This window comes from Maribacter cobaltidurans, from assembly GCF_002269385.1.
GTDB classification, from domain to species: domain Bacteria; phylum Bacteroidota; class Bacteroidia; order Flavobacteriales; family Flavobacteriaceae; genus Maribacter; species Maribacter cobaltidurans.
In genome coordinates this window covers 2,787,937-2,804,372 of record NZ_CP022957.1, presented here as the reverse complement: position 1 = coordinate 2,804,372, position 16,436 = coordinate 2,787,937, and the positions used below count along the sequence as shown (strand labels likewise).

The 16,436-nt window shown below is 45.7% G+C and carries 12 protein-coding genes; 6 read left to right on the top strand and 6 right to left on the bottom strand.

Going from position 1 to position 16,436, the window contains the following annotated elements; all coding sequences use genetic code 11:
- The 6 genes from CJ263_RS12400 to CJ263_RS12375 all read right to left on the bottom strand — a co-directional run bounded on the left by CJ263_RS12400 (position 1) and on the right by CJ263_RS12375 (position 8,861).
- Complete coding sequence (locus tag CJ263_RS12400; RefSeq protein ID WP_094997565.1) at positions 1-702, bottom strand: AsnC family protein; 702 nt, start codon at positions 700-702, stop codon at positions 1-3.
- Positions 703-1,078: 376 nt separating this feature from the next.
- Positions 1,079-6,094 carry a helicase-related protein gene (locus CJ263_RS12395; protein ID WP_094997564.1) on the bottom strand — a complete coding sequence of 1,672 codons (5,016 nt, stop codon included), beginning with the start codon at positions 6,092-6,094 and terminating at the stop codon, positions 1,079-1,081.
- Positions 6,095-6,100: 6 nt separating this feature from the next.
- Positions 6,101-6,466, bottom strand: a complete 366-nt coding sequence (locus tag CJ263_RS12390) for a hypothetical protein (protein ID WP_094997563.1) — start codon at positions 6,464-6,466, stop codon at positions 6,101-6,103.
- Between the two features lie 12 nt (positions 6,467-6,478).
- Positions 6,479-6,793, bottom strand: coding sequence for a hypothetical protein (locus CJ263_RS12385; protein WP_094997562.1), 315 nt, complete (start codon positions 6,791-6,793; stop codon positions 6,479-6,481).
- Positions 6,794-6,796: 3 nt separating this feature from the next.
- On the bottom strand, positions 6,797-8,056 hold the full coding sequence (locus CJ263_RS12380) for a hypothetical protein (protein ID WP_094997561.1): 1,260 nt from the start codon (positions 8,054-8,056) through the stop codon (positions 6,797-6,799).
- Positions 8,057-8,066: 10 nt separating this feature from the next.
- Positions 8,067-8,861, bottom strand: a complete 795-nt coding sequence (locus CJ263_RS12375; protein ID WP_094997560.1) for a M23 family metallopeptidase — start codon at positions 8,859-8,861, stop codon at positions 8,067-8,069.
- Between the two features lie 98 nt (positions 8,862-8,959).
- Here CJ263_RS12375 and CJ263_RS12370 point away from each other — a divergent pair, with 98 nt between their 5' ends.
- The 6 genes from CJ263_RS12370 to CJ263_RS12345 all read left to right on the top strand — a co-directional run bounded on the left by CJ263_RS12370 (position 8,960) and on the right by CJ263_RS12345 (position 16,434).
- Entirely contained in the window at positions 8,960-10,171 is a 1,212-nt protein-coding gene (locus CJ263_RS12370; RefSeq protein WP_094997559.1) for a hypothetical protein, read from the top strand.
- Positions 10,172-10,290: 119 nt separating this feature from the next.
- On the top strand, positions 10,291-11,103 hold the full coding sequence (locus CJ263_RS12365) for a hypothetical protein (protein WP_094997558.1): 813 nt from the start codon (positions 10,291-10,293) through the stop codon (positions 11,101-11,103).
- A 214-nt stretch (positions 11,104-11,317) separates the two neighbouring features.
- Positions 11,318-12,610 (top strand): hypothetical protein, encoded by a 1,293-nt coding sequence (locus tag CJ263_RS12360; RefSeq protein WP_158657148.1) that lies wholly within the window; start codon positions 11,318-11,320, stop codon positions 12,608-12,610.
- Between the two features lie 45 nt (positions 12,611-12,655).
- Positions 12,656-15,121, top strand: coding sequence for a type IV secretory system conjugative DNA transfer family protein (locus CJ263_RS12355; RefSeq protein WP_094997556.1), 2,466 nt, complete (start codon positions 12,656-12,658; stop codon positions 15,119-15,121).
- Complete coding sequence (locus CJ263_RS12350; RefSeq protein WP_094997555.1) at positions 15,121-15,519, top strand: hypothetical protein; 399 nt, start codon at positions 15,121-15,123, stop codon at positions 15,517-15,519. Before CJ263_RS12355 ends, CJ263_RS12350 begins: the two co-directional genes overlap by 1 nt.
- A gap of 240 nt (positions 15,520-15,759) precedes the next feature.
- Positions 15,760-16,434 carry a ParA family protein gene (locus CJ263_RS12345; protein ID WP_158657147.1) on the top strand — a complete coding sequence of 225 codons (675 nt, stop codon included), beginning with the start codon at positions 15,760-15,762 and terminating at the stop codon, positions 16,432-16,434.
- Positions 16,435-16,436 lie beyond the last annotated feature (2 nt).

The following is a 16,436-nucleotide window of genomic DNA, read 5'->3' as shown; positions in this document are numbered from 1 at the left end:
TTACAAAGCTGATGCCAATTGACGGCCTATATATTCATTGATAATCCAAGAGAAATAAGACCCAGGTAGTTTGGCTTTTTTTGCCCTTACCTTCAATTTTGCGCCGTCTTCACTTTGAGATAAAATTCCAAGGTTGCCATTGATCGAAGACACTACATTCTCGGTTATGGTTTTATCAGGAAGCAACACATAAGAATGTGAGGAAAAGTTTTCATTTAACTGTGCTTGCTTAAACGCATTCTTCCAATCACTCATTTTAGCTTCGATGGAAATGATTTCACGTACAAAAAAGGAATTTTCAAAATCCTTTATTCTGGCAGTCATTCCGTTAAAGAATATAAGCTCTGCTTGCACCAGCTTTTTAAGGGATTTCTGAGCGGATTTTTCGGAGTACCCAAGTTGTTGAAGTATTCTTTTAAAACGGATACCTCTTTTACCATTTGAAGAAATATGGTGCAGGATTTTAATGTCTGTTTTATCGAGTTTGTTTCGCTTTGGCGACCAATCACTTTTATTAACATCTTCCCATACCACAATCAGAATATCTGGGATTCCTGTCTCAGCATAAACTTCCTTCAATATTTTAAACTTGTAATTTTTCTTCTCAAAGTTGTGAGTGTATTGATTTAGAAAAGTATTGACCAAGTCATTTTCAGGGCCTTCTTTTTCTTTCCTAAAGTTAAATTGCAAGTTATTGAGCATATAAATTTTGTTTTGAACAAAGATAACAACCTAAAGATAATTCCTTTTTTGTATTTGAACAGGATAATAAAAATAAAGAGTTTATCGCTCTTTGTTTTCAAAGAAAGTGCTAATAATAGGTTCTGAAAGGGTTAAATGAAATTTCTCCCTATTATATGCCGGACAAACAACTCCAATTTAATTTGAACTTCACAATCTCAGGAATCTCTGTAAGTTGCTTTTTAAAACAACCGCATAGCTATTGCCTAAGAAATATCCATTTTAAAGGGGCTAACTGTCAACATTCAACTACTTATTTATAAGGTAGTGTGGCTATATCTCACTTTAGGTGTGTTTACATTCTAAATTGGAATTTACGAAATAGTCTTTGCCGTGGTTAGACTTTGACTGCCCTTTTTCGTTTGAGCTCTTTGATATCCTGTCTTAATACCTGCATCTTGGCCGTTTTTTCCGGAGGGAAGCCAATAGCCGTTTTCTTTTTATGGGTTTCCATCGAACGCAGGTTATAGTCCAGATCGAATTTCTTGGAGCTGATTTCCCGTTTTACCTTTTGACATAGCTTGACGAGTTGCAGGGCCACTTTTTCCGGATCGAACCGTTGCTGTTTTCTGCCAGCGATGTGGATATTCCTGAACTCTAGCCGATAGCAATAGAGATAATTGTGGTTTGAGGGAACATATTCCGCTTGAAAGACCAAATTGGCGTTCAGGGTTTGCAAGCGGGCAACTTGCTTGTGCTTTTGTATGTTCAGGTTCAAATTCGACCGTTCGACCATCGCCAGGCCCAATCCTTTGAAAAATGTTTTGGGTTCCCTTATGTTATGGACACTCGATTCGAGTTCGGAACCCGAAACGAGACCTAGCAAACTTCTTTGCAACTGGCCCATGTCCTCGGGTTCGATTTCATCCATGGGCAGGTTCAGCTGGCTGATCGTATTTTGCGCCCTCTCCAAATCGGCCACTTGGGAAACAATATGTTTGTTTTCCTTTTCGATGCGCTCGATGGCTTTGAAGGAATTGGCCTTGTTGAGCTCGTGCAACCGCTTTTGCGATTGTAGAAACTTTAGGTCATCCGAAAGCTTGACGAGTTGAAACTGGTCCATATCCCCAATCAACGCGGCCTGCATCTGTTCATAGGACAGGCTCTTGTCATCGGGAACGAGGTCGTCATAAATGCGCTTGTTCGGATCGGCCTCCCTGATTTGTTCCCGGAATCTTTCTTTATGGGTATTCAACGAATAGGAAAAGATGTCCGTGGAGTCCTTGATGCCGTAGAATCGCTCCACCACCGAATTGCCGTAGATTTGGGCCACTTCATTTCCCTTGCGCAAGCCCCGTCCGGCCCGTTGGTCGAAGGCATCGGGGGAATAGGGAATGTCCATATGGAAGATGCCCACGACCCGTTTTTGAATGTTCGTGCCCGTACCCAATACCTGTGTACTGCCGAGGGCTACCCTAATCTCGCCCTTTCGTATCCTTTCCTGCATACGATCTGTTCTGTTCCTCGCCTTTTCCTCTTGGGCCAGGGCAATTTCATTTGCGGGAATCCCATAGTCTTCCCGGAGGATTTTGCGGACCGTTTCATAGGAGTTGTATTGTCCCGGTTTCCAAACGTTCAGGTCGGAGAACACTAGGCATACCCCTTTGTGTTCCGATGTTTTTTTATAAAGCCCCACAACATCCTGGCACAGGCGTTGAAGTTTGAACTGATCGAGTTCCGAAAATTCGATGGCGAGATTGTCCTTTGCCAAAGGGTCGATCAAAAGGGAGCGGTTGATATTGAGTGCTGTTATGTGTGCGGACTTCATTTGGTCCTCGTTGTAAATGGGAACCTTGAACAGGGCATTTTGGTTACGGTCCTTGGTAAACCTGAGCGAGGCCTGTTTGAGCTCTTCATAGGCCGGTGTCGATTCCAAAATGATAAATTCCCTGTCCACCTCAAGGTCATGGGTCCTGAAATGTTTGTCCCTGCAGATATGGGTAAAGGAGTTATACATCTTGCTCAGTTCGGGCAGGTTGGTGTAGTACCGAAATCGAGCGTGCATCCTCGGATCGCCAAAAATATTCGGTTCGATGCTAACGCTCTGCTTCAGGAAAATCGAGGCCCAGGCATCGAAATTGAAGATGTTCTTGCGCTTCAGTGCCGCAGGGGTAAGGTAGCGCTGGTAGGCATACAGTTCGGTGACCGAGTTTTTCAAAGGGGTACCACTATAAAAAAAGATATTTTTATCGGCACCCATGCGGTGATGGATGGACTTTATACTGATTTCGAGGTCCAGGTTCCTTTGACTGTCCGAATGGTTGTTGAGACCGGATACATTCTGGTGCCGGGTCGTGAAACCGATATTTTTGAAATAATGGGCCTCGTCGATCATCAGGGCCTCGATGCCCAAATCGGTCAGGGTCGTTTCCGTTTCCCCGGACCGTTCCTCCAATTTTTTTAAGGTCGTCTGTAGCTTGTCCTCCAAATGCTCCTTCCTTTTGATCAGGCCCTTGATCAGTTTCTTGGATTCCTTGATATTTCCATATTCCCTTGCCGTTTGTAGGTCCTGTTCGATCATATCTATTTTTTCGCCGAGGATATCCAGGACGAACTGCCTTGATTTGGGAATCTGCTTTAAGTGGCCGTGCTCGGCGATGATCAGGTCAATGGCCCTGTGGTTTTTAATCGTTTTCAAGGTCTTGGCCCTTTTGCCCTTGGCCATGTTCTTGGAACTCAATCGGAGGATGTTCAGTTGGGGAAAATTGGCCCTGATCTCGGCCTCGATCTGGGGAGCCACGCTTTTTAAGGTCAGTAGCAGGGTTCTCCTGCTCTTCCCGTGCTGTTTCAGTTTATGGGCCAGCATGGCCATGGAGAGGGTCTTGCCCTTGCCGACCTGATGATCGTTCAGGGCACTACCCCTAGTAAGACCGAAGAGGGTGGAGTCAATCTGATGTTGGTAGGGCGGGTAGACCAAGGTATCGGGAAAGGTGAGCCATCCCTTGGGCACCGTGATATTGACATCGGCCAAAAAGGCCTGGTAATAGTTGTTCTCAATGGTGGCCTTCAACTCTTGCCGCCCTTCGATAAAGGACTTGAAGTGGAGCTGCAGCTCCTCGTAAAGATTTTGGGCCATCAAGGTGGCATCCTTGTCCAATTTCCTAATGGTCTTTCCCGATCGGTCCTTGTACGAAGTGAAAATGACCGGATACCTATTTTCCGCGAAATGTTGCAATATCCGTTTATAGTTCGCCTTGACCTCATGGTGGAGCACCACACTGAAGCGTTCGTGGGCCTCTTGGTTAAAGTCCCTTGGGAACATCAAGGTCAAGGTGGAGTTGAACTGCGCCATATTGATCTGTACCTTCTCGCCTATGAGTTCCTCCAAAAAGGACTCTTTTGCGGAAATAGGAATAAAATGGCTTTCGAAATTGAACTCGATATCGTCCAGGTCCAACTTTGCGGGAAGCAGTTCCGTCAATGCCCGTTCCATTTTTTCCGTTTCGATTTCGAATGGTGGAGGATGGTTCCCGACATACTCGATCTTATCCTGGATATAGCCACTCGAAAATAGGAAATAGGGCACCACTGCATAGCCCGTTTCGGATTCCCTATCGGGCTCTAGAAAAAGGGAGCGGGTTTCCAGCCCGTTCAGCAACAGTTCCTTTTCGTTGGTCTTAAAGGCTCTTGTGATGGCTGCTATATCGAGCTGTCCGTTATGGTCAAATTGGTAGCGCGCCATTTGTTCGGGATTCTCGAATCTGGGTTCCTTTGAGTCGGATGTATCTGTGCCAATTTCAGCAGAAGCGGTTTCATCGGGTTTGGTTTTGGCGCGGGGAGCCTTTAGAAATCGTTTCAAGGTGAACGACGGATTTTTGCCATAGCCCTTTCCATCCTCCTTTTTCTCAAACTGTTGGCGGACCTGCTCGAAATAATGGTCGTCCTTCAGAAATATGAGATGCCCCTTTAGGAATCCCCACTTAAAATGGAAGGTGTCCAATTGGTAGTCCAAGTCCTGGAAGCGTCGGGCAACTTCTTGCTCCGGAAGTTCCCTTTTTTCGATATTGAGGTTGAGCAGTACGAGCTCGTTCCGCATACGGGCATAGTCCGCCACCAATTCCCTGATTTTATGGGGTACCTTTCTTGTGCGCTGTGGGTCGGTGTAAAACAAAACTTCGCCCTTCTTGTTAAAATTGTAGGTACCAAAAAACAATCGGGAGTATTGTTTGGCTTCTTTATCGTGCAAGGCAATCGGAGGTAAAACCGTATCGACGATAGGAGGCGTTGGTGGTGCTGCCGTTTGTTCCTCGGCTATGGCCTCCTTTGGCAAGGGTTCCGGTTTTTTCGGTATATCTAAAGGTGCCTGACCGACCTCGAACTTGAAACCATCGGATTGTCCTTCCAGAAAATTCGACAGGGATATTTCGTTAGGTTCAACAATAATGCTTGGCCTGTTGTGGAAAAAGCCGAGCTTGGGCGTACCGTGAACATTTCCCGGATTGTTCTTGAAAAAACGATTGGTCAGAAAGGATTGACCTTCCAGTTCAACGGCTTCGGTTTCCGCAAAATCCATTTCGTCGGCGGACAGCGTTTTTTTGTTGGAAGTCCTACGGTACAACAATAGATCGGATACGACCTTGGTGCCCTCGTTGGTGAACAAGTCCGTGTTGAAACGGTTGGCCAGGAGCAAGTCGTTATCCAATAATATAGACTCCCTAAAATCATTGTAGGCACTTCGCTCGGCAAAGGCGGAAGAGGTAACCAAGGCCGTGATTCCCCCATGGCGTACCATCTTTGGGGCATAAAAATTAAAATAATTGCCCACATTCTTGAGCGGACCTTCCGTCAGGTAATCGTGTCGATAGGCCTTGGTGATGGGAATGTCCCCAAAAGGGATATTGGTCATGACCAGATCGAAACGGGTCTTTTCCCCTTGATCCAGAAAAAAATCCTCAAAAGTGGTGTTCAGTACGGTTACACGGTCGTCTTTTTGGTTATTGGCCTTAAGGATTTCAAACGATAGGATATCGGGTTCCAAAGCCGTGATTTGGGCTTCGGGAAACGCCTTTTTCAATTCCTGCACATAGGCCCCATTGCCCGCCGAGGGCTCCAGTATGGTCTTGGGTTCGAACCCGTTCTTTTTTAGAAGACCGATTTTATATTCGATAAGGGTCTTGGGGGTATAGTAACTGGTCAGATGGTACCGCCGCAACGAAGCCAGAATTCCCCTGAAGGTCTCCGGGAAGGCCTGTTCAAGGGTTTGCAGCAATTGTTGCCCCTGTTTTTCCTTCCCAGATGCAGGATAGAACAACAGCTCCCCCAACTTGGCAAGTCCGGAATTGTTGATATAATAGTTTTTGGGATTCGATGCCTTTATCAAGGCAACGATCTGAGCCAAATGTTCCTGTTTCATCCCGAATTATTGAAGCGATTTCAGGATGGCCGCCTTTCCCTCGGGGTCTTTTTCGTTCAAGGCCCGATAGATATCCGACAGGGCTTCATTGGCATGCTCCAGCGCAAGGGGCCCAATGTGGCCGTCCTCAAGAAACTGCCCCTGTAATTTGGCGTGCAGGATATAGGCATTGATGGCAAAATCAAAACGGTATTCCGCAGCATCCAAACGGGCGGTCAGGTTCGGATAAGCCTCCAACGCGTAAAAACAAAAATGAAGGTCGGGACCACATTCCCCATTGGCAAGCTGGCGCTCCCAGTCCTTGATCGTTTCCGGATGTTCAGTTCGGAACCTTTGGGTTTCCGAAGTAAGTAAGAGTTCTTCCTGTGTCATGGATTGTATTTTTTAAGGTTTGTTTGACAGTATAAAATCAATTGTGCTTTCAATGTTTCGATTTGGAGTTTCGTTCAATTCGATAAGGTGTTCGTACAAGGCGTTCTTGAACAGTATCACGCCGTCAAGTGAATCGAAGCGATGGAAAACGTGTCGACCCTTTTCGCAGCGGATGAAAAGCTCAAAGGCCTTTTTCTCGGTGCTTTGGCTCAATGGTTTTAATACTTCTGAGGTAAAATCCATCAATGTGGTAATACTTTCCATAAGGAAAGCATCCCGTAGTAAGGGACGGCCATTTGTGTCCAAAATCGTTATCTCAAAAAGCATGGTTCAAATGGAAATTTTAATTTGTCTTTTTTTCTTTGTCCCCAATGGTTCCAAGACATTGGTACGGTTCATATATTCCCTATAGCTATGGTAGTATTCGGGATGTTTACTTTTTAGATTGGCAATGGGCCTATATTCCTTGAGTTCTGGTTTCTTGCCGTTTTTCGACAATGCAAAGTAGGTTTTGCCCGAACCGTAATGCTTTTTTAGCAGTAGGGTATCGTTGGTCTGCCGCAAGGGAATCTTGTCCACATCTATGAGATAGTCCTTCTTCTCAATAAGGTTTTTGACGACCTCGTACTTTAACCGTTTCGGGACGTTTTTGGATTCCAAAAAATCATCCAGCAATGTCCATTGCTTTAAAACATCGATACCTCCCACACTGTCCGTAGCCTTTAGGAATAATCTGTTCCCATGAATGCCTAGGGAAACGCCGTATTTGGTCTCGGCCAAAAAGGTTATTGATTTTTGTCCAAGTAATGTGCGGAATTCGCCTACCGAGAGATATAGGCGATTTTTTTCATTGGCGACTTTTAGATAGGGCACCAGTACGACAACGTTTTTTCCTAGGGTTGCAGGAACGAAAAGTCCATCCAAACCTTGTTCGACCTGAATAGGCAATGTTTTGGATAATTTCGGTAGTTTACCGACCGGGGGCACCATAGGCCGGATGCCATTTTGCAGATGCCGATTGTACGAGTACATATTTCGTAAAGTATCGTTGAAAAGGTGGAGCAGCCTGTTTTTGGTCTGCATATCCAAATGGTCGACATCCCTTTGGAAATACCTGTGCTTCATAAACAAATGATCGGATCTGGAAGGATACAGGTGTTGAACCCTTTCCTTTAGTAGCGAAATGGTATTGTTGTGCCAGACCGGACAATTGTTCACATGGGTAAAGGATATATAAGTCCTATTTTCTATCTTATGATATCCCAATAATAGTTTCATCAACTTATTTTCGTTTTCATGGATGGAAATCCGACCAACGGGGGTTATATTCCGGTCTTTTTGGAACAGCCGGTTTTCACTTTTTAAAAGGGCCAATTGCTCTTTCAGTGCCGTATTGATAAAACCCGATTCGGCCAATTTGAGATCGCGTACATATCGCAGTTTTCTGAGATCGTTCAATTGATCGGTCGGAACGGCCTTAAATTCAAATTCTTTAAATGTACTGAAGTCGGGATCCAAAAATTGAGACACCAAATTTTTGACCCTGTGGAAGAGTTTAACGAAATTGCGAATAGTACGGTACGATTTCATGGCTATCGTTTCAATCGATTTTTAAATTGGAATACACCTCATATTTCATATTGAAGGAAGGTGCTGGATTTATTCTGTTTCCGTCCTTAATGACCTCGTAATGCAGATGTGTCCCAGTGGAAATCCCCGTACTCCCAACGGTTCCGATAAAATCGTGGGCATCGAGTGCTTCCCCGAGTTCGACCGCCACGGATTCCATATGCCCGTATAGGGTACTGAAACCATAGGCATGTGAAATGATAACGTGCAGGCCATGCCCGTTGGGATCATTTTCGATATGGGCCACCCTTCCGGCAGCGGTACAATAGATCGGGGTATCCTTTTCCGCCGCCAAATCGACCCCAAAATGTTTCCTTGTGACCCGATGGATGGGATGGTGCCGGTTTCCATAGGAACTTGAGAGAACATAGTGCTCCCGGAACAGGGGAACCGTCGAGGGCACACTGTCCAAGATTTCCGGGCGCAAGGGCAAAAACGGTTTTAACCGGTCCATTTGCTCGAAATTTTCCAAGTCGTGCAATAATTCGTTGAGCCGTTGATAGATCAGGTCTTCCCTTGATTCCTCGGTCATGGGTTTCTTTATTTGCCTTGTTAGCTTTCCAAGGTCTTTGGTATTTTGGGGATTATTGTAAAAAAATCGATTGGCGGCGATACAAAGAAAGAACACCCCGACAAAAATCCAGTAACTGCTGTTCTGTGGGGTAAAATGACCGCTATCCGTGGAATTGGTGATGCCGCCCACTTTTTGGGCGTATCCCTTTATCCAACCGATCGAAGATTTTTTAATGTTCTTCCATGTGCTCATAACGAATTTATTGCGAAGAATCTTGACAAAATTTTGATTGTTACAAATTTTATTTATATTTGTAGTAATTATTGCAAATATATGTAATTTTTACAAATATGAATAACACATGGCGAAAATTTGATGCAACGCTGGATCTACCGGCCCTAATGGATTATTTTGGACTTGTGGTGCAGCGAAAGACGGGTACCTTTATATGCTACCAAATCGGGAAGGAGCAGTATATCGTCATAAGGACCGAGCTCGGATATCGATATTACAAACCGAGCGGACCCAAGACAAAACTGACCGCTTTTGACTTTATATTGGAACGGCTTTCCCGAACGGATGCAGAGGCGAGAACGGGTCTGTGGGCCAAAATCGAGGATTTCTATACAGAGCTTGAAAAAAAGCCGGAATTTTTTCTAAATAACGGCTCCAAAAATTCACTTGAAATTGTTGACATCGGTTTCAACCATTTTGAAACGCTCAACGAGGAACTTTCCCTAAGGCCGAAAAGCCTAGGGGGCGACAGTTCCGACATTTTCCAAGATCGTATCTACGAAAATGCGGAAGGCCAGTTGTATTTCCCTTATCGAAACTTGGCCAACGCCCTTACAGGGTATGCCATGGACAAGGATGGGAAACTTTCCCTGATAGCGGAAAGCGATATTTCCAAATCGGTTTGGTTCAGTAAGGTACCCGATACCATCAAGCATTTGGTGGTACTCCGCAACCCTATGGAGGCCATGGCCTTTCATCGAAGGTTCCGATTGGAGGATGTGGTCTATCTCACGGTATCCAACATCAATTATGACACCTCGAAATTACTGGTACAGATTCTGAAGCGTACGAAACTGAAAAAAATGGTGCTCAGTTTTACCGGATCATCCAAGATCGAAGGTTATATCCATGACCTTATGCTCATTTCCTTTATCAACGATTCGCGTTTTTTGTTTAGGGTGGGCAAGGACCATTTGGCCGTTCGGTTCGATCCCGAAGGGCAGAAACCGTTGGCCAAGCTGCACAATGAGGTACTGAAATACAACGGGAGCTTGGCAAAGGAGTATGTCAAATACAACAAAGTTCCCGACCAATCCCTTTTGAACAGGAAGAGCATCGTGTTGACCAAGGAAAAACAATGGGTATCCTGTCGCATTCCCTTTGAGGTCAACGCACTTCGCTATTTTCTCTGGAGCTATTACCGAAACTATATGGACAAGACCGTTGAGATCGTTAAGCCCGTACACGCCAATTGGAGGTTGGAGTTCGAAAAGAACGGGGTCTATGGTGGAACCGAAAAATTAAAGGCCTTTAGGATGGCCGTATAAATAAAGGGGGCGCTCCCGCCCCCTTCAATCCTTAATTCCGGACATGAAAAATGGAAATGTCATATCCAGAATTACAAAGTTAACAATTGTTTATTAATCCTTAATTTAAAACTTGAAAAATGGAAAAACAAGCAGAGAAGGTTTTCGTAAAAGTGAACCAACGGTGGCAGCGAGCGACCGTAACCGGAGAAAAGGACGGAAAAGTATCCGTTATGACCAATGATGGGCAGTCGTTCAAACTGACGAGAAACAAGAAATGGTTTGAACCCATCGAATCCATGGACCAGAAATTCGCCTATCGGGATGTCAGGGAACAATTGGAGGGGCAGTACATCAGTTATAAGAAGCTCGCCCCGAATGTACGCACGAATCTGACCGAGGGACAGGAGTATTTCCACGAGTCCACCTATATCTCCGAGGGCGAGCTCAAGGAAAGTGCCAAAATGATACAGATGGTCTATGACCGGAACTTGGGTACCAGATTGGACGTCCAGTACCGTAGAAATGAAAAGGTAACCTTGGACGATGCATGGGCCTATAACCATAGTTTCAGTGCCGATGAGTTCGAGCGCATGGTGGACAAAAAGGAGTTTGTCCTGTTCCAGGGAAGCACCAACGACGGCGAAGTGTTCCAAAAACTGGCTTATTACGAGCCAAAGCTAAAGGATATCCGTACCAAACCGGCACTTTCTACGAACACCAAATTTTATGGGTCAAAGTTGACCGCAAAACAGGCCGATGCGCTGAACAGAGGCCAGGAACTAGAAATGGTCATCAAGAGCAAGGTCCACGGGAACAAACCGTATTTGGTATCCTGGACCCCTCGCAGGCAGACCTTTATTACCAAAAAAGTCGAATTGGAAAAGGCCAAAAAGCTTGAGGTCAACCCCGGCGAAAAAAAAAAGTCACGCAGCCGAGGCATGAAAGTCTGACCGATTGACCAAACAAATGGCCGTCCATTACGGACGGCCTTCTTTTCATCTATACTATCCACTAAAGTAAACAACCTCCTGGGCAACCCTATGAGGCATTCGCTATGAAACGACTTGCAGACTTCGAGACAAGCCTCGAAGCTTTTAAATCTCGATTACCGAGCAAAGTTTGGGACATATCCGCATGGAATCCTCCCAGAAAACCCATGCTTATATGAAAAACTATACCAAAAATCCGGAGCACTACAAACGGTTGATCGCCCAGATCGATCGTGAGGTCGATTTTCCCGGATACCTGATCGCACAGGGCTACCAATTGCTCAAGAAAAGTTCGGGTTCACAGGAATTTGGCAAGGAGGCGGAACGCCTCGTCCTACAGACAAAAAGAGATCCCGTAACCTATTTCAATCGCAACGACTCTTCGGACAAGGGGCGATTTTTCAAATACCTCCACAAACGCTCCGCCAATTTTTACGAAGCCGTAAAACAGGGACTGGGCATCATCCAAAGGGATTATCCCGAACCAACCACCGTTAAGGTGAGCCAAAAGAACAACAAGCGCATCAGCTTGGAAGATCGTTATCGTATCGGTCCCTTAACCAGACCGAACTATTTAATGGAAGGTCGCGGACTCTCCATAAACACCCTCCAATCCGAAGCCTTCAAGGGCAGGATCTTCAATGCCTTCCACGTCAGTGACAACAAGGGCCGCATCGCCAATATCGCCCTTCCCAAATATGGATTGGACGGTAACATCAAGAACTATACGCTTTATAATAGGCCCTATCGGGACAGAAAGGACGGAAAGGTGAAAAAGTTCCGGTTGTTCCTCAACGAGCGTTATGAATACCTTTTCGTTTCCAATCCAAATATCAATGCGGAAAAAATAGTTTGTGTCGAGAGCGGTTTCGATGCCATGGCCTACCATGAACTACACGGTTGCCCAAAAATATTCTACATCTCCATGTCGGGCCATATCGACGAGCGGAAACTCGAACAGTTCCTCCAATGGAACCGTACGGTAGACCCTTCCCATACGCTCCCTCTTCTTTTGGCCTTTGACCATGATATCGAGGGGATGCGCTACGACCTTATTCTTTTGAGCCATTGGATCAATCGAAAGTCCAACCGGGTATTCATCGAAACGGATTGGAAACGCCCCGTGATGCGTTTGAAACTAAACTATCTTTCCAAATCCATTGCTATCATGGAACGGGATACCGATTACATTAATGAACGGATTTCCAGAGGTTCCCACGGAATGCCCGAAGGTCTTCTAAAAGCCATCTGCTATCGCGACAAGGTGCTTTGGGAACTGGATTTGGAAAGGATAGTCTCCCTCCCCCAACATTCCAGAACCTATTGGGGGCTGGCAGTGGAGGCACTTTCAAAATGCTTCGCATCGGGCATCCTGAAAATGGACAAATGCCCCACCATGAAGGATTGGAACGAGGAACTGATCTCGGTAAAAAAAAAGTCCAGTTGTCGGCTAGTGAATCTACTTTAAAGACTGTCATGGACAGACCGAGGAAAACCCAAAAAAGAAAAGGGCATGCAAGATAAGAACAAGGGCTATATGGGCATGTACCTATCCGCCTTCCACTTCACCATTATCCTGTTCCGGGAGCAATATGCCCTATACATATTCCACTACGGGCATCAGGGATTCTTGGATAGCATCCATTCCTTTCTGGTACGGTCCGGGCTACCGTCCCAAGGCATGGTCGCCCGTCTGCTCTTGTTGGGACTTCTGATGGGCGGTATCATGATGTACCGTCCGGTCAAAAAAGAGGAAGTCGGTCGCAGAAAAAGTATTACGGGCTTTCTCGTTTCCTTGGCCTTGCTGTTCGTTTCTTGGTGGTGCCACGGTGTTTCCGAGCTGGGGATGTGGGCCTCCATGATATTTCTTTCATTGGCCTACTTGGGATTGATGACCTTCGGGATGCGATTGTTCCAGTTTTTGGACTTCATGAACTTGGCAAAAAATGACCCCTTTAACGATACGAAGGAAACCTTCGAGCAGACTGGGGAGCGTATAGATACCCCATATTCCGCCAATATCCCATATACCTATTCGCACGATGGGAAACAACGGAAAGGATGGATTAATTTTGTCAATCTTTTCAGGGCGTTGTTGGTCATCGGCACTCCGGGGAGCGGCAAATCCTTTTCCGTTATCGAGGAGATCATGGCCCAGTTCATCGACAAGAAATACGCCATGGTCATCTACGATTTTAAGTTTGATACGCTGACCCGCAAGGCGTACGGTTATCTACAGGAGGCCATAAAAAAGCATGGGAACGATTCCGAAATGCCTTTCCCGAAGCTCTACCGAATCTGTTTTGATGACCTTCGGATGACGCACCGGAACAACCCCATGGATCCCTATGGGCTGGTCAATCAGTCGGATGCCATCGATACGGCCACGACCCTTATGAAAAACCTGAATCCCGAATGGATAAAACGGCAGGACTATTTTTCACGTAGTGCCATCAGTTATACAGGGGGCTGTATCTGGTATCTCAAGAAAAAATCGGAAGAAACGGGCAGGTATCTCTGTACCCCGGGGCATTTGGCCATTCTGACCACCGTAAAGATCGATATATTGATGGAAATCATGACCAAGGACGTAGAGGTACGCCAAATATTGGTTCCTTTTCGGGACGCATTGGAAAAGGAGGCCATGGAACAACTGTCTGGCCAGACCAGTACGGTCCAGATAAGCCTTTCTAGTATTGCGACCAAGGAAATTTTCTATGTGATGTCGGGCAACGACTTCAGTCTTGAGGTGAACGATCCCCGGTATCCCAAAATCGTATCGCTACAGAACAATCCCGAACGGAAGGAAGTCTACTCCGCACCCTTGGGCCTGTACATGAACACCATTCTCAAACGGGTAAACAAACCGGGCAAGCGGCACATGGCATTGCTTATCGACGAGGTACCCACCCTGTTCATCATGTTGTTGCGGACCATAATCGATACCGGGAGGGAAAACAAGATCGCCACCATTTTGGGGCTTCAGAGCGTCGGACAGCTGATCTTGGACTACGGCCGGGAACTGGCCGATGTCATCTATGACAACTGTGCGAACATTATCTGCGGTGCGGCCAAGGGCGAGACGGCCAAACGGTTGAGCGAGCTTTTCGGAAAGATCCATCAAGAAAAGGTCTCGAAGAACACGAGCAGTTCGGACGTAAGTACCAATCTGAGTACACAGATGATGGAGCTCTTGCCCAGGAGCAAGATCGCATCCATGTCCACCGGACATTTCGCAGGGTTGGTGGCCGATACTTTCGAGCATCAGATCAAGGAAAAGAAATGTTATGGCCAGTTGCTCCCCGACATCGAAGGCAAGCGAAGGGCCATGAAGCACAAGTTGCCCGTTGTCAACGATTTCAAACCGGAGAATTTCGGGGAACTTTTCCAAGCACAGATGAAGCTCATAGAGGAGCTGGATTTACCGAAGAATGTCTCGGGCCTGTTTACCAGGGAAATTGGGTACATCGAATTTTATGGAAAGCGTCTGGAAGAAACGGCCAAAAATGCATTTACCAATGGTACCAAACGCCGAATTTTTAAGGATGTGGTCAAGGAGCTTCGCCTGTTCGATTTCAGGGAGGATATTCTGGAACTGCTGAATACGGGTGTTAGGGACGCCGATTGGCAAAGGTTATTGGCCTATATTGTGGAGGAATTTTTGGTACGTACGGAAATGGACCGTGTGGCCCAGGCCGAATTCGACAAGATCATTAATGAAGTGGACAGCTTGGTCAAAGAAGAGTATAAAGCCCTTACGGGAAAAGAGCTGAAGAGTGCCATATTTGACGAAAAGAAAATAAATGGTGAAATTGCAAGATCAATCGACAACTCCGAGGCGGCCGTGGAAAAGTTCATGGACGATTTCGGGAAGGAACTTGATGAGTCCCTGTCCCAAAGTTTGGCAGCTTGGCAGGAAGAGACGGAGTATAATTTTGAAGAGGAATTTTCCTCGTATCCCATAGAAAATTTTGAATAATGGACAATGAATCGATCATCAATCTGGACTCCAAGGATTTGGGGTATATCGGGGAACGCTTAAAGGAAATACGTCTTGAACTGGTGGAATTGGACGATGTCGAGGACAAAAGGTTCAGTCAGTTTTCGATGACCAACCTAAGCGATTACCTGAACATGGACCGTACAACTTTGGCCAATGTGGAGCGCGGTTCCTCAATGGTCAATTCAATCAAGATCATCCTCTATTTCTACAGCTTGGGCTATAACCCCATTTGGATCCTGTTGCCCGATAACGAGTTCGTGCAAAAGCGTAATCTCGGGGAAAATATGGTCTATCAAGAAGGACTTCGCGAGAAATACCTTGAGCTGGAGGAACGGGTTTCAGAGGCCATGAAGGATTTCAAATCGTCCTTGTAAATTTTGCATTCGAAGTAATTTCTTGCCGTTAAAAAGATTTAGGTTCAATATCCCCATTATTGTCCGCAACAATCTACCTATGCTTTGTTCAATTGCTGTATAGCAATGTCCATAGCATTATAATCATTGCTATATAGCAACGTATAATGCAATAGATATTCAATGCTATATATGGATATAGTTTCAAATGTTCATAGTGTCATATGGCCATATGATACTATGGTTTTAAAAAGTATATTTATGGAAACAAAAATAATTTCATGTACGGGGGAAAAGGGCGGTTGTGGCAAGACGACCCTGAATATCATCTTGGCCACCAACCTTTTCCACTTGTACGGGAAGAAAGTAGTATTGATCGACATGGATAATCCCCAGTACTCGGTTTACAAAAAGAGGAACCGAGATCTTGGACAGGTAGGTTCGACCGAAATGCCGATGTTTCCCGTGGAGCGGGCAACGGTCCAGACCTTGGAACCGTTGATTAAAAAATATTATGGTACCGTGGATTTTATCATCGTCGATTTCCCCGGAAACCTTAACGAGGAAATGGTAAGGGGGCTGCTGTACGTCGAACATATCTTTATTCCCTTTTTCCTTGACGAACTGGAAATCGACAGTACGGCGGTGTTCTACAAAACACTGCAACGGAACTATCTATGGAACGAAAATCGGGTACTGCGGTCCGTCAACCTGTTCTTCAACCGCTACGAACTGGTCAAGGTCAATAAGTTCGATGCGGTGAGGAGAACCTTGGCAAAGGCGGGAATGCCCATGATGGAACAGGTCGTCATGGAACGGACCGTGTACAGGGAGCGATACCGGAATACCCTGATTCCCATTCCCCCGACAAAAGAGAACGGGGAACTGGGGCTAAAACGATTTTTGGAAGAGGTCATGAGAATTTCAAAAAATTAAAA

Bases quoted from the DNA above. Each gene is read 5' to 3' on its own strand.
- CJ263_RS12385 (WP_094997562.1), bottom strand. From the start codon at position 6,793: ATGCTTTTTGAGATAACGATTTTGGACACAAATGGCCGTCCCTTACTA.
- CJ263_RS12355 (WP_094997556.1), top strand. From the start codon at position 12,656: ATGCAAGATAAGAACAAGGGCTATATGGGCATGTACCTATCCGCCTTC.
- CJ263_RS12390 (WP_094997563.1), bottom strand. From the start codon at position 6,466: ATGACACAGGAAGAACTCTTACTTACTTCGGAAACCCAAAGGTTCCGA.
- CJ263_RS12365 (WP_094997558.1), top strand. From the start codon at position 10,291: ATGGAAAAACAAGCAGAGAAGGTTTTCGTAAAAGTGAACCAACGGTGG.
- CJ263_RS12375 (WP_094997560.1), bottom strand. From the start codon at position 8,861: ATGAGCACATGGAAGAACATTAAAAAATCTTCGATCGGTTGGATAAAG.
- CJ263_RS12360 (WP_158657148.1), top strand. From the start codon at position 11,318: ATGAAAAACTATACCAAAAATCCGGAGCACTACAAACGGTTGATCGCC.
- CJ263_RS12345 (WP_158657147.1), top strand. From the start codon at position 15,760: ATGGAAACAAAAATAATTTCATGTACGGGGGAAAAGGGCGGTTGTGGC.
- CJ263_RS12380 (WP_094997561.1), bottom strand. From the start codon at position 8,056: ATGAAATCGTACCGTACTATTCGCAATTTCGTTAAACTCTTCCACAGG.
- CJ263_RS12370 (WP_094997559.1), top strand. From the start codon at position 8,960: ATGAATAACACATGGCGAAAATTTGATGCAACGCTGGATCTACCGGCC.
- CJ263_RS12350 (WP_094997555.1), top strand. From the start codon at position 15,121: ATGGACAATGAATCGATCATCAATCTGGACTCCAAGGATTTGGGGTAT.
- CJ263_RS12400 (WP_094997565.1), bottom strand. From the start codon at position 702: ATGCTCAATAACTTGCAATTTAACTTTAGGAAAGAAAAAGAAGGCCCT.
- CJ263_RS12395 (WP_094997564.1), bottom strand. From the start codon at position 6,094: ATGAAACAGGAACATTTGGCTCAGATCGTTGCCTTGATAAAGGCATCG.